General features: G+C 75.0%; 9 protein-coding genes. 2 read left to right on the top strand and 7 right to left on the bottom strand.

The window, feature by feature from the left end:
* Window positions 1-6 precede the first annotated feature (6 nt).
* The 6 genes from AQJ30_RS16910 to AQJ30_RS16935 all read right to left on the bottom strand — a co-directional run bounded on the left by AQJ30_RS16910 (window position 7) and on the right by AQJ30_RS16935 (window position 9,375).
* Window positions 7-1,605 carry an acyl-CoA carboxylase subunit beta gene (locus tag AQJ30_RS16910; RefSeq protein WP_067234267.1) on the bottom strand — a complete coding sequence of 533 codons (1,599 nt, stop codon included), beginning with the start codon at window positions 1,603-1,605 and terminating at the stop codon, window positions 7-9.
* Complete coding sequence (locus AQJ30_RS16915; RefSeq protein ID WP_067234269.1) at window positions 1,602-3,275, bottom strand: acyclic terpene utilization AtuA family protein; 1,674 nt, start codon at window positions 3,273-3,275, stop codon at window positions 1,602-1,604. The genes AQJ30_RS16910 and AQJ30_RS16915 overlap by 4 nt, the downstream gene beginning before the upstream one ends.
* The gene (locus AQJ30_RS16920; protein WP_067234272.1) at window positions 3,272-4,066 is read right to left on the bottom strand and encodes a TIGR03084 family metal-binding protein; all 795 of its coding nucleotides are present in this window, start codon (window positions 4,064-4,066) and stop codon (window positions 3,272-3,274) included. The genes AQJ30_RS16915 and AQJ30_RS16920 overlap by 4 nt, the downstream gene beginning before the upstream one ends.
* A 104-nt stretch (window positions 4,067-4,170) precedes the next feature.
* On the bottom strand, window positions 4,171-5,097 hold the full coding sequence (locus AQJ30_RS16925; protein ID WP_067234275.1) for an EamA family transporter: 927 nt from the start codon (window positions 5,095-5,097) through the stop codon (window positions 4,171-4,173).
* A gap of 143 nt (window positions 5,098-5,240) precedes the next feature.
* Entirely contained in the window at window positions 5,241-6,377 is a 1,137-nt protein-coding gene (locus AQJ30_RS16930) for a lipid II:glycine glycyltransferase FemX (RefSeq protein WP_067234278.1), read from the bottom strand.
* Window positions 6,378-6,471: 94 nt separating this feature from the next.
* Window positions 6,472-9,375, bottom strand: a complete 2,904-nt coding sequence (locus tag AQJ30_RS16935) for an FAD-binding and (Fe-S)-binding domain-containing protein (RefSeq protein ID WP_067234281.1) — start codon at window positions 9,373-9,375, stop codon at window positions 6,472-6,474.
* A 114-nt stretch (window positions 9,376-9,489) separates the two neighbouring features.
* On the opposite strand from AQJ30_RS16935, the gene AQJ30_RS16940 reads away from it, so the two are divergent.
* Entirely contained in the window at window positions 9,490-10,290 is an 801-nt protein-coding gene (locus AQJ30_RS16940) for a DUF817 domain-containing protein (RefSeq protein ID WP_079084091.1), read from the top strand.
* Here the strand turns inward: AQJ30_RS16940 and AQJ30_RS16945 are convergent.
* Window positions 10,229-11,020, bottom strand: coding sequence for an alpha/beta fold hydrolase (locus AQJ30_RS16945; RefSeq protein WP_067234284.1), 792 nt, complete (start codon window positions 11,018-11,020; stop codon window positions 10,229-10,231). The genes AQJ30_RS16940 and AQJ30_RS16945 overlap by 62 nt on opposite strands.
* 164 nt (window positions 11,021-11,184) lie before the next feature.
* Here AQJ30_RS16945 and serC point away from each other — a divergent pair, with 164 nt between their 5' ends.
* Window positions 11,185-12,303, top strand: coding sequence for a phosphoserine transaminase (serC, locus tag AQJ30_RS16950; RefSeq protein ID WP_067234287.1), 1,119 nt, complete (start codon window positions 11,185-11,187; stop codon window positions 12,301-12,303).
* Window positions 12,304-12,350 lie beyond the last annotated feature (47 nt).

Genomic DNA, 12,350 nt, shown 5'->3' on the forward strand with positions numbered 1-12,350 from the left:
GGTCCCTCACATCCGGAAGACGCCGAAGCCGCCCCGCGCGCCTTCGTAGGGCGCGGTGTGGATCGCGGACAGGCACAGGCCGAGGACGGTGCGGGTGTCGCGCGGGTCGATGACGCCGTCGTCGTACAGCCGCCCGGACAGGAACATCGGCAGGGATTCGGACTCGATCTGCTGCTCCACCAGGGCGCGCAGGCCCGCGTCCGCCTCCTCGTCGTAGGGCGCGCCCTTCGCGGCGGCCGACTGGCGGGCCACGATGGAGAGCACGCCGGCGAGCTGCTGCGGGCCCATCACCGCGGACTTGGCGCTGGGCCAGGCGAACAGGAAGCGGGGGTCGTAGGCGCGGCCGCACATGCCGTAGTGCCCGGCGCCGTAGGAGGCGCCCAGCAGGACCGACAGGTGGGGGACCCGGGAGTTGGACACCGCGTTGATCATCATGGCGCCGTGCTTGATGATGCCGCCCTGCTCGTACTCCCGGCCGACCATGTAGCCGGTGGTGTTGTGCAGGAAGAGCAGCGGGACGTCGCGCTGGTTGGCGAGCTGGATGAACTGGGCGGCCTTCTGCGACTCGGCGCTGAAGAGGACCCCCTGGGCGTTGGCCAGGACGCCGACCGGGTAGCCGTGCAGCCGGGCCCAGCCGGTGACCAGGCTGGTGCCGTACAGCGGCTTGAACTCGTCGAAGTCGGAGGCGTCGACGATCCGGGCGATGACCTCGCGCGGGTCGAAGGGGACCTTGAGGTCGTCGGGGACGACGCCGAGCAGCTCCTCCGGGTCGTACTTGGGCGGCTCGGCCGGCCCTGGGTCGGGGTACGCCTTGCGGTGGTTGAGGCGGGCGACGACGCGGCGGGCCTGGCGCAGGGCGTCCGGCTCGTCGACGGCGAAGTGGTCGGCGAGGCCCGACACGCGCGCGTGCATCTCCGCGCCGCCGAGGGACTCGTCGTCGCTCTCCTCGCCGGTGGCCATCTTCACCAGCGGCGGGCCGCCGAGGAACACCTTGGCCCGCTCCTTGACCATGATCACGTGGTCGGACATGCCGGGGACGTACGCGCCCCCGGCGGTGGAGTTGCCGAAGACGACGGCGACGGTGGGGATACCGGCCGCGGACAGCCGGGTGAGATCGCGGAAGATGGCCCCGCCCGGGATGAAGATCTCCTTCTGCGAGGGCAGGTCGGCGCCCCCGGACTCCACCAGGCTGATCACGGGCAGCCGGTTGGCGAGCGCGACCTCGTGGGCGCGCAGGGCCTTCTTCAGCGACCAGGGGTTGGAGGCGCCGCCGCGCACGGTGGGGTCGTTGGCGGTGATCAGGCACTCCACGCCCTCGACCACGCCGATCCCGGTGACCAGGGAGGCGCCGACGGTGTAGTCGCTGCCCCAGGCGGCCAGCGGGGAGAGTTCCAGGAACGGCGTGTCCGGGTCGAGCAGCAGCTCGACGCGTTCGCGGGCGAGGAGCTTGCCCCGCGCGCGGTGCCGCTGCACGTACTTCTCACCGCCGCCCGCGAGGGCCTTGGCGTGCTCGGCGTCGAGGTCGGCGAGCTTGGCGAGCATGGCCGCGCGGTGGGCCGCGTGGTCGGGGCCGCGGGTGTCCAGGGCGGACGGCAGGACGGTCACAGCAGGGCCTCCGGGATGTCCAGGTGGCGGGAGCGCAGCCATTCGCCGAGGGCCTTGGCCTGCGGGTCGAAACGGGCCTGCGCGGCGACGCCCTCGCCGAGGATGCCCTCGACGACGAAGTTCAGGGCGCGCAGCCGGGGCAGGACGTGCCGGGTCACCGGCAGCGGGGCGGTCTCCGGCAGGAGCGCGCGGAAGCGGTCGGCGGTCAGGGTGTGGGCGAGCCAGGACCAGGCCGCGTCCGTGCGGGCCCACACGCCCACGTTGGCGTGGCCGCCCTTGTCGCCGCTGCGGGCGCCGGCGACCAGCCCGAGGGGTGCTCGCCGGGTCGGCCCGTCCGGCGGCGGCCCGGGCAGCGGCGGCTCGGGCACGTCCTCCGGTACGGCACTGCCGGGGGCGGGCGCCACGGGGACGCGGCGCCCGTCGGGCAGCACGGCCACGTGCTCGACGGCGTCCTGCGGGACGTGGGCGTCCTCGAAGACGCCGTACGGCGCGCCCTTGCCGGGCGGGGCCAGCACGTGGAAGCCGGGGTAGCTGGCGAGGGCGAGTTCCACCGCGGCCCCGCTCAGGGCCCGGCCCACGGCCTGCTGGTCGGCGTCGCGCACGACGAGCCGCAGCAGCGCGCTCGCGGTCTCCTCGGTGGCGGCGTCGGGCCGGTCGGTGCGCACCAGCTCCCACCGGACGTCGGCGACCTTGCCGAGCGCGGGCGCGAGCTGGCGCCGTACGAGGGCGGCCTTGGCCTCGACGTCCAGGCCGGTCAGCACGAACACGACCTCGTTGCGGAAGCCGCCGAGCCGGTTGCGGCCGACCTTGAGCGTGGGCGGCGGCGCCTCCCCGCGCACCCCCTCGATCCGCACCCGGTCCGGCCCGTCCTGGCGGAGCCGTACGGTGTCCAGCCGGGCGGTGACGTCGGGGCCCGCGTACCGGGCGCCCGCCGTCTCGTAGAGCAGCTGCGCGGTGACCGTGCCGACGTCGACGAAGCCGCCGGTGCCGGGGTGCTTGGTGATGACGGCGCTGCCGTCCTCGTGCAGCTCGGCCAGCGGGAAACCGGGGCGGCCGACGTCGCCCGGCCCCTCGGTGAAGAACGCGTAGTTGCCGCCGGTGGCCTGGGTGCCGCACTCCAGGACGTGCCCGGCGACGACGGCTCCGGCGAGCTGGTCGTAGGCGTCCGCCGGCCAGCCGAAGTGGGCGGCGGCGGGCCCGGTGACCAGGGCGGCGTCCGTGACCCGGCCGGTGACGACTACGTCGGCGCCCGCGCGCAGACAGGCCGCGATGCCGAAGCCGCCGAGGTAGGCGTGGGCGGCGAGACTGCCGGGGTGGGCGGCGGTGAGGTCGTCGCCCTCGACGTGGGCGACCCGCAGGGGCACGCCGAGCCGCTCGGACAGCTCCCGGACGCGCGCGGCGAGCCCCGCCGGGTTCAGGCCGCCCGCGTTGGTGACGATCTTCACCCGCTTGTCGTGGACCAGCGCGAGGCACTCCTCGAGCTGCCGCAGGAAGGTGCGGGCGTATCCGGCGCCGGGGTCCTTCAGCCGGTCCCGGCCGAGGATCAGCATGGTCAGCTCGGCGAGGTAGTCGCCGGTGAGGACGTCGACCTCGCCGCCGGTGAGCATCTCGCGCAGGGCGTCGGAGCGGTCGCCGTAGAAGCCGGAGAAGTTGCCGATGCGCAGGGTCACGCGCCGGCTCCCTTCGGCGGGCGGCTGGCGCCGGGCGGGCCGGCGAACGCCTGGGACAGGTCCAGCCAGCGGTCGGCGTCCGGGCCCTCGGCGCGCAGCGCCAGGTCGGCGCGGTGGGCGCGCCGGGTGACCAGGAGGCAGAAGTCGAGGGCGGTCCCGGTGACGCGCTGCGGGGCGTCCTCGGGGCCGTAGGTCCAGACGTCACCGCCGGGGCCGGTCAGGTCGAGCCGGAACGGGTCGGCGGGGACGGGCAGGCCGTGCACGGTGTACGCGAAGTCGCGGGTGCGGTGGCCGAGCCGGGCGATGTGGCGCAGCCGGTCGGTGGGGGCCCGGGTGACCCCGAGGGCGTCGGCGACGTCCAGGCCGTGGGCCCAGGTCTCCATGAGGCGGGCGGTGGCCATGGAGGCGGCCGACATCGGGGGCCCGTACCAGGGGAAGCGGGCACCGGGCGGGGCCGCGGCCAGGGCCCTGCCGAGGGCGGCGCGGCCCTCGCGCCAGCGGCCCAGCAGGTCGGCGGGCGCGAGGCGGGCGCCGTCCTCGGCGCCCTCGTCGACGAAGGTGTCCGGCGCGGCGAGGGCCTTCTCCACCAGCTCCCGGAACGCCTCCTCGTCGGTGACCGCGGTGAGCGCCGAACGGTCGGTCCAGGCGAGGTGGGCGATCTGGTGCGCGATCGTCCAGCCCGCGGCGGGGGTGGGCAGGGCCCACTGCTCGGGTTCCAACTCCGCGACGAGGCGGTCCAGTTCGTCGCTCTCGGCACGCAGGTCGTCGAAGACGGGCGTCGGGTCGGCCATGGGGGGAGCATGGCAGCGGGGCCAGAAACAAGCAAGCATGCTTGCATGAATTGATGACCGTCCGCCCCCCCGGTGAGAGGCGGCGAGGAGAACAGGCCCGGGGCTCACGCCTCCGGCGCCACCACCGGCTTGCGCCGCCCCACCTGGGTGCGCACCGCGCCCATGCTGGCCGCGATGACCAGGCCGATGGCCAGGGCCTGGGGCAGGCTCAGGGACTGGCCGAGGACGAGGAAGCCCGCGGTGGCGGCGAGGGCCGGTTCCAGGCTCATCAGGATGGCGAAGGTGGGGGCGGGCAGGCGGCGCAGGGCGAGCAGTTCGAGCGTGTACGGCATGACCGAGGAGAGCATCGCCACCGCGGCGCCGAGGCCCAGCGTCACCGGGTCGAGCAGCTGGGTGCCGGACTCGGCCAGGCCCAGCGGCAGGAAGACCACCGCGCCCACCGCCATCGCCAGCGCCAGGCCGTCGGCCTGCGGGAAGCGCCGGCCGGTGCGCGCGCTGAAGACGATGTACGCCGCCCACATCGCGCCCGCCCCGAGCGCGAACGCCACGCCCGCCGGGTCCAGGTCGTCGAAGCCCCCGCCGCCCAGGAGGAAGACCCCGGCCAGCGCGAGCCCGGCCCACACCAGGTTGATCGCCCGGCGCGAGGCGAGGACGGACAGGGCGAGGGGGCCCAGGACCTCCAGGGTGACCGCGGGGCCCAGCGGGATGCGGTCCACGGCCTGGTAGAACAGGCCGTTCATCGCGGCCATCGCCAGGCCGAAGACGACCACCGTGCCCCAGTCGGCGCGCGAGTGGCCGCGCACCTTGGGACGGCAGACCAGCAGCAGCACCACCGCCGCGACGAGCAGCCGCAGCGCGACCACGCCGAGGGCGCCGGCGCGCGGCATCAGCGTCACCGCGAGGGCGCCGCCGAACTGCACGGACACCCCGCCGGCCAGCACCAGGCCGACGGGACCGAGGGACGATCGGGCACCCGGGGCCGCCGGGGTGTGCGCTGCCGTGGGTGCGGTGGAGGTGCTGGGCGTGGTCACGGGCGGTCCAGGGGTAGGTTCGCGGCTCGGAGATCGTTCAGCGTGCTGCACTGCGAAGTCCAGGGTAGTGGACCTCGACAGGCGTGTGAACCCGTTATGCAACTGTCCCGCATGATGGACCGGTCCGCGCGTCAGGAGTCCGCTCAGCGGCGGCCCAGGTACAGGTCGAGCGCCTTGTGCAGCAGGCGGTTGAGGGGGTGGTCCCACTCGCCGAGGTACTCCACCGCCTCACCGCCCGTCCCGGACTTGAAGCGCAGCAGGCCGAGGAGGGGGTCGGACTCCTCCAGGGTGTCGGTGATGCCCCGCAGGTCGTAGACGGCGGCGCCCTCCTCGTGGGCGTCGCAGAGCATCCGCCACTGCAGCGCGTTGCTGGGCTGGACCTCGCGCCTGCGGGCGGTGGAGGCGCCGTAGGAGTACCAGACGTGCTCGCCGACGGTGAGCAGGGTGGCGGCGGCGAGGACCTCGCCGTCGTGGTGGGCGAGGTAGAGCCGCATCCGGTCCGGGTGCTCGGCGGTCAGGGCGGTCCACATCCGCTCGAAGTACGGCAGCGGGCGGGGCAGGAAGCGGTCGCGCTCGGCGGTCTCCCGGTACAGCTCGTGGAAGACGGGCAGGTCCTCCCGGCCGCCGCGGACCACCTTGACGCCCGCCTGCTCGGCCTTCTTGATGTTGCGCCGCCACTGCTGGTTCAGGCCCCGGTGGACGTCCTCCAGGGTGCGCCCGGCGAGGGGCACCTGGAAGACGTGGCGGGGCTGGCCGGCGGCGAAACCGTCCTCGCCGCCCTGCCGCGACGGCCGCCAGCCGGCCCGGCGCAGCCGTTCGGCCACCTCGGCGGCGCGCGGCTCGTACGAGGTCGGCTCGACGTCGCCCAGCCGGCGGGCGGCCGGGTCGGCGACGGCCGCCTTGACCGCGTCGGCGCTCCAGCGGCGCAGCACGACGGGCGGGCCCATCCGCACCGAGAAGGCGCCCTGCTCCTTCAGGTGGGCGAGCAGGGGGGTCAGCCAGCGGTCCAGGTCGGTGTCGAACCAGTCGATCACCGGCCCCTCGGGCAGGTAGGCGAGGTACCTGCGCAGCCCGGGTAGCGGCCGCAGCAGGGCCAGCCCGGCCCCGGCCAGGTGGCCGTCCGGCGTGAACCAGCCGAGGCCCTCCGCCCGCCACTCCTGCTTCACCTCGCCCCACGCGGGGACCTGCAGGTGGCTCACGGAGGGCCGCCCCGCGACGAAGGCCAGGTGCTCGGCCCGGGACAGGGGGCGGACGGACAGGGGCGGGGCTGGCTCGGACATACCGGGATCTCCTTCGCGCAACGGTTGCGACCACCGTAGGAGCCGGGCGGGGCGGAGCGCGCGACGAGACACCCCGACGAGACACCCCCCTGGGTCACGGTGCGTCCGGGAGGGCCTCCGCCAGCACCTCCGCCAGGTGCCTGGCCCGCGCCCCGGACAACTGCTCCACCTGGGTGCGGCAGGAGTAGCCGTCCGCGAGGACCACCGCGTCCGGCGGGGCGTCCCGCAGCGCCGGCAGGAGCTGTTCGTCGGCGCAGGCTCGGGAGACCTCGAAGTGGCCGCGCTCGAAGCCGAAGTTGCCCGCCAGGCCGCAGCAGCCGCCGCTCAGCTCCCCGTCGAGGCCGGCGGCCGCGCGCAGTCGGCGGTCCGGGGCGTCGCCGAGCACCGCGTGCTGGTGGCAGTGGGTCTGGCCGACGGCCGGACGGTCCACGCGGGGCGGCACCCACGAGGGCGCGTACCGCTCCAGCGCCTCCGCGAACGTCAGCACGCGCGTGGCGAGACGGGCGGCCCGCGGGTCGTCGGGCAGCAGCTCGGGCAGGTCACCGCGCAGCGCCGCCGCACAGCTCGGCTCCAGCACGACGACCGGGGCGGCGGTCTCCAGCACCGGTTCCATCAGGTCCAGGGTGCGGCGCAGCACCACGCGCGCGTGGTCGAGCTGGCCGGTGGAGACGTACGTCAGCCCGCAGCACACGCGCGCGCGTCGTGCGGTCAGCAGGGCGAGCGGCGACCGGGAGCGGCCGTCGCCGACCGGCCGTCCGCGCATCCGCAGCGTCGGCGGCAGCGCGACCCGCAGCCCGGCCGCCTCCAGCACGCGCACGGCGGCCCGGCCCACCGACGGCGTCAGGTGCTCGGTGAAGGTGTCGGGCCACAGCACCACCAGCGGCCCGGCCCCGCCGCTCTCCCCGACACCCCCGCTGCTCCCGCTCCCCCGCCCCGCCGTACGCCGCCACCAGCGGCTGAACGTCTCCCCGGCCAGCCGCGGGACCGCCCGCTCGGGTGTCACTCCGGCCAGCCGCTTGCCCACGCGGGCCAGCGGGCGTACGGCCGCGAGCGCGTTGACGAGCGGGGTCAGCCGGGCGCCGGACGCCCAGCGCAGCCACCGCGGGAGCCGGCCCAGGCTGTAGTGGGCGGCGGGGCGGCGCCGGCCGGCGTAGTGGTGGTGCAGGAACTCCGCCTTGTACGTGGCCATGTCCACCCCGACCGGACAGTCCGAGCGGCAGCCCTTGCAGGCCAGGCACAGGTCGAGGGCGTCGCGCACCTCCGGCGAGCGCCAGCCGTCCGTGACCAGCTCGCCGGCCAGCATCTCGTGCAGCAGCCGGGCCCGCCCGCGCGTGGAGTGCGCCTCCTCGCCGGTGACGCGGAAGGAGGGGCACATGACGCCCGGGCCGCCCGCCGACGTCGTACGGCACTTGGCGACGCCCACGCAGCGCCGTACCGCCGCCGTGAAGTCGCCGCCGTCGGCCGGGTAGCCGAAGACGACCGGAACCGGTCCGCGGGGCAGCGGCGCGAAGCGCAGGTGGGAGTCCAGGGGGGCCGGGCGGACCAGCATGCCGGGGTTGAGCAGGTCGTCCGGGTCCCAGACGGCCTTGGCCCGCTCGAAGAGGGCCACGAGCTCCGGGCCGTACATGCGCGGCAGCAGCTCGGCGCGCGCCTGCCCGTCGCCGTGCTCCCCGGACAGCGAGCCGCCGTGTGCGACGACCAGGTCGGCGAGGTCCTCGGAGAACCGGCGGAAGCGGCCGACGCCCGCCTCGCTCAGCAGGTCGAAGTCGATGCGGACGTGGATGCAGCCGTCCCCGAAGTGCCCGTACGGGGTGCCGCGCAGGCCGTGGGAGGCGAGCAGGGCGCGGAAGTCGCGCAGGTAGGCGCCGAGCCGGGCGGGCGGCACCGCGCAGTCCTCCCAGCCGGGCCACGCCTCGGTGCCGTCGGGCATCCGGGTGGCGGTGCCGCTCGCGTCCTCCCGGACGCGCCACAGGGCCCGCTGGGCGGCCGGGTCCGTCACCACCAGGGAGTCCAGGACGTCGGCCGCCCGCACGATCTCCTCCGCTCGCGCGCGTGCCTCGCCGGCCGTCCCCCCGCCGGTCTCCACGAACAGCCACGCGCCACCCCGCGGCAGACCCGCCCCCGGCGGCACCAGGTCGGCCGCCATGCCCTCCACGGTGAGCGGACGGTACGGCAGCAGCCCGGCCGCCGCCTCCGCCGCGGCGCCCTCGTCGCCGTACGCCAGCACCGCCAGCGCCCGCGCGCGGGGCGCCTCGACGAGCCGTACGACCGCCTCGGTCAGGACGCCGAGGGTGCCCTCGGAGCCGCAGAGGGAGCGGGCGACGTCGGCGCCCCGCTCGGGCAGCAGGGCGTCCAGCGCGTACCCGGAGATGCGGCGGGGCAGCTCGGGGAAACCGGTACGCAGCCGGGACAGCTCGCCCTCGACCAGCTCCCGCAGGCCCTGCGGGGCCCCGCCCCAGTCCCGGCCCGGCCGCAGCCGTTCACCGCGGGCGGTGAGCACGTCCAGCTCCCGCACGCTGTCCGCGGTGGTGCCCCAGGCCACCGAGTGGGAGCCGCAGGAGTTGTTGCCGATCATCCCGCCGAGCGTGCACCTGCTGTGCGTGGAGGGGTCGGGGCCGAAGCGCAGGCCGTGCGGGGCGGCGGCCTCCTGGAGCCGGTCCAGGACCAGGCCTGGCTGGACGACGGCGGTGCGGGCGTCCGGGTCCAGGGAGAGGAGGCGGTTCATGTGCCGGGTGAAGTCCAGCACCACGCCCGTGCCGGTCGCCTGCCCGGCGATCGACGTGCCGCCGCCGCGCGCCACCACCGGCACGCCGTGCTCACGGCAGACCGCCAGCACGGCCGCCACGTCGTCGGCGTCCCGCGGCGCGACGACGCCCCGCGGGACCCGCCGGTAGTTGGACGCGTCCATGGTGACCAGCGCCCGGGCCGTGACCGAGAAGTCCACGTCCCCGCGCACGCCCCGGCGCAGCGCCGCCTCCAGCTCCGCGTGATCCGTCATGGGTCCAGCATGCCCAGGGACGGGCGCCCGTCCCCGCCGACGCCGTCCCGGCCGTTCGCGCTCGCGTGCGCCACCCGCAACCGGGGGCAACGCCACCCCGTCCTACGGGACACCATGCTCACGACACCCTTCACCGCCCCGCTCTCCGCCGCCCTGCGCCACCTGCTCGACTTCGCCTGGACGCAGACCCGGGCGTGCGCGTTCGCGATCTGCCTGCTGTCCGGGGTGGCGGCGTCCACGCTGCTGCCGCGGCTGCCGGTGGCGCGCTACGACCTCCTCGTGGTCTACGGCGTGCTCCTGACGGCGCTGTTCTGGCGGCGCGGCTGGGAGACCGGGCGGGACGTCGTCGTGATCGCCGCCTGCCACGTCATCGGGCTCGCCTTCGAGCTGGTGAAGGTGTCCCTGGGGTCGTGGAGCTACCCGGAGCCGGCCGTGCTGAAGTTCGCGGGCGTCCCGCTGTACGGGGGTTTCCTGTACGCGGCGGTCGGCAGCTACGTGTGCCGGGCCTGGCACCTGTTCGACCTGGAGCTGGTCCGCTACCGCCCGCGGGCCACGGCGGTGGTGGCCGCGGCCGTGTACGCCAACTTCTTCACCCACCACTGGCTGCCCGACGTACGGCTGCCGCTGGCCGCGCTGCTGCTGGCGGTGACCGCGGGCACGTGGGTGCGGTTCACGGTGCGCGGGGTGCGCCTTCGGATGCCGCTGGCGCTGTCGTTCGTGCTGATCGGGTTCTTCCTGTGGGTGGCGGAGAACCTCGCCACGTACGCGGGGGCCTGGCGCTACCCGTACCAGCTGCACGGCTGGGAGCCGGTCGGGGTGGAGAAGTTCGGCGCCTGGTCGCTGCTGATCAGCATCACGTTCGTGCTGGCTGCGAGCGGCGGACGGGGAACAGGGTCGGCACCGGGTCGTTCGTGAGGAAGTCCAGGATCATCCGGTTGACCAGGTCGGGCTTCTCCATCGGCAGGGCGTGGGAGGTGCCGGGCACCACGGCCAGCTCGGCGCCGGGGACCGCGCGGTACAGGGCGAGGGTGTGCTCCGGCGCGATCAGGTCGTCGTCGCCGACCATGACGAGGGTGGGCGCGGTGATCCGGCCCAGGTCGGCGGTGGGGATGTCGGGCTGGGTGCGGATCATCTCGACGACCTTGCCGGCGGCGACCGGCCAGTGGGCGGGGCCGTCCGGGGACACGGCCTCGTACATCGTGCGGAACATCGCCATGTCGGGGGCGTCGGGCGTGAGGTGCGCGAACATCTCGGGCGACACGCTGCTGTCGGGCCCGGGGCGGAAGTTGGCGGAGATGGCGACGACCTTGCGCACCAGGTCGGGGCGGGCGATCGCGACGAGCAGGGCGACGATCGCGCCGTCGCTCCAGCCGACCAGGTGGGCGGGGCCGCCGACGACCCGGTCGAGGAAGGCGGCCGTGTCGTCGGCCATGTCCCGGTACGACAGCGGTCCCTCGACGTCGGGGGTGTGGCCGTGGGCGCGGCGCTCGGGGAGGTGGACCCGGAAGCGGGCGGCGAGGTCGCCGCGCTGGGCGCCCCAGGTGTCGTTGGTGCACAGGCCGCCGTGCAGCAGGAGCAGCGGGTCGCCGGTGCCGTCGGTCTCGTACCAGGTCCGGACGGCGGGGAGTTCCACGTACGTGCCCATGGTGTGCGACCTCCCTGGGGGCGGCCCCCTCCCCGTCAGTCTCCGCCGGGCCCGGAGGGCCGCGCAACACGGCCGTGCGGGTGCCGTGGGGCGGCGTGCGGTGGCCGTCTCACCCGACGGACGACGTTTCGCCCAGGTTTCCCGGAACGGCTACCCTCCCCCTCGTGGCTGAGATCCGGATTCCCTCTGACATCAAGCCCGCGGACGGACGTTTCGGCGCGGGTCCCTCCAAGGTGCGGACCGAGGCGCTGGACGCCCTCGCCGCCACCGGCACGTCGCTCCTGGGCACCTCCCACCGCCAGGCCCCGGTCAAGAACCTGGTCGGCAAGGTGCGCGAGGGCATCTCGGAGCTGTTCTCCCTGCCCGAGGGCTACGAAGTGGTCCTCGGCAACGGCGGCTCGACGGCGTTCTGGGACATCGCGACCCACGGCCTGATCGAGAACAAGTCGCAGCACCTCAGCTTCGGCGAGTTCAGCTCGAAGTTCGCCAAGGCCGCCAAGCTGGCGCCGTGGCTGGCCGAGCCGACCGTGATCTCCGCCGACCCGGGCACGCACCCGGAGGCGCGGGCCGAGGAGGGCGTGGACGTGTACGCGTTCACGCACAACGAGACCTCGACCGGTGTGGCCATGCCGATCAAGCGGGTGGCCGGGGCCGACGAGGGCGCGCTGGTGCTGGTCGACGCCACGTCGGGCGCGGGCGGGCTGCCGGTGGACGTCTCCGAGACGGACGTCTACTACTTCGCCCCGCAGAAGTCGTTCGCCTCCGACGGCGGACTGTGGATCGGCGTCTTCTCACCGGCGGCGCTGGAGCGGGCCGAGCGGGTCCACGCGTCCGGCCGCCACGTGCCGGAGTTCTTCAGCCTGCCGACGGCGATCGACAACTCGCGCAAGAACCAGACGTACAACACCCCGGCGCTGTCCACCCTGTTCCTGCTCAACGCGCAGCTGGAGTGGCTGAACGGCCAGGGCGGCCTGGACTGGGCGGTCCGCCGCACGGCCACGTCGGCGCGCACGCTGTACGGCTGGGCGGAGGACGTGAAGTTCGCGACGCCGTTCGTCACGGACCCGGCGAAGCGGTCCCAGGTCATCGGCACGATCGACTTCTCGGACGAGATCGACGCGTCCGCCGTCGCCAAGGTCCTGCGCGCCAACGGCATCGTCGACACCGAGCCCTACCGCAAGCTCGGCCGCAACCAGCTCCGCGTCGCCATGTTCCCGGCCGTCGACCCCGCGGACGTCGAAGCCCTGACGAAGTGCATCGACTACGTGATCGACCAGCTCTGACCCCACGGCACACACGAAGGGGGCGCCCGCCACTCCGGGCGCCCCCT

The organism is Streptomyces longwoodensis (assembly GCF_001514125.1).
Taxonomy (GTDB): Bacteria; Actinomycetota; Actinomycetes; order Streptomycetales; family Streptomycetaceae; genus Streptomyces; species Streptomyces longwoodensis.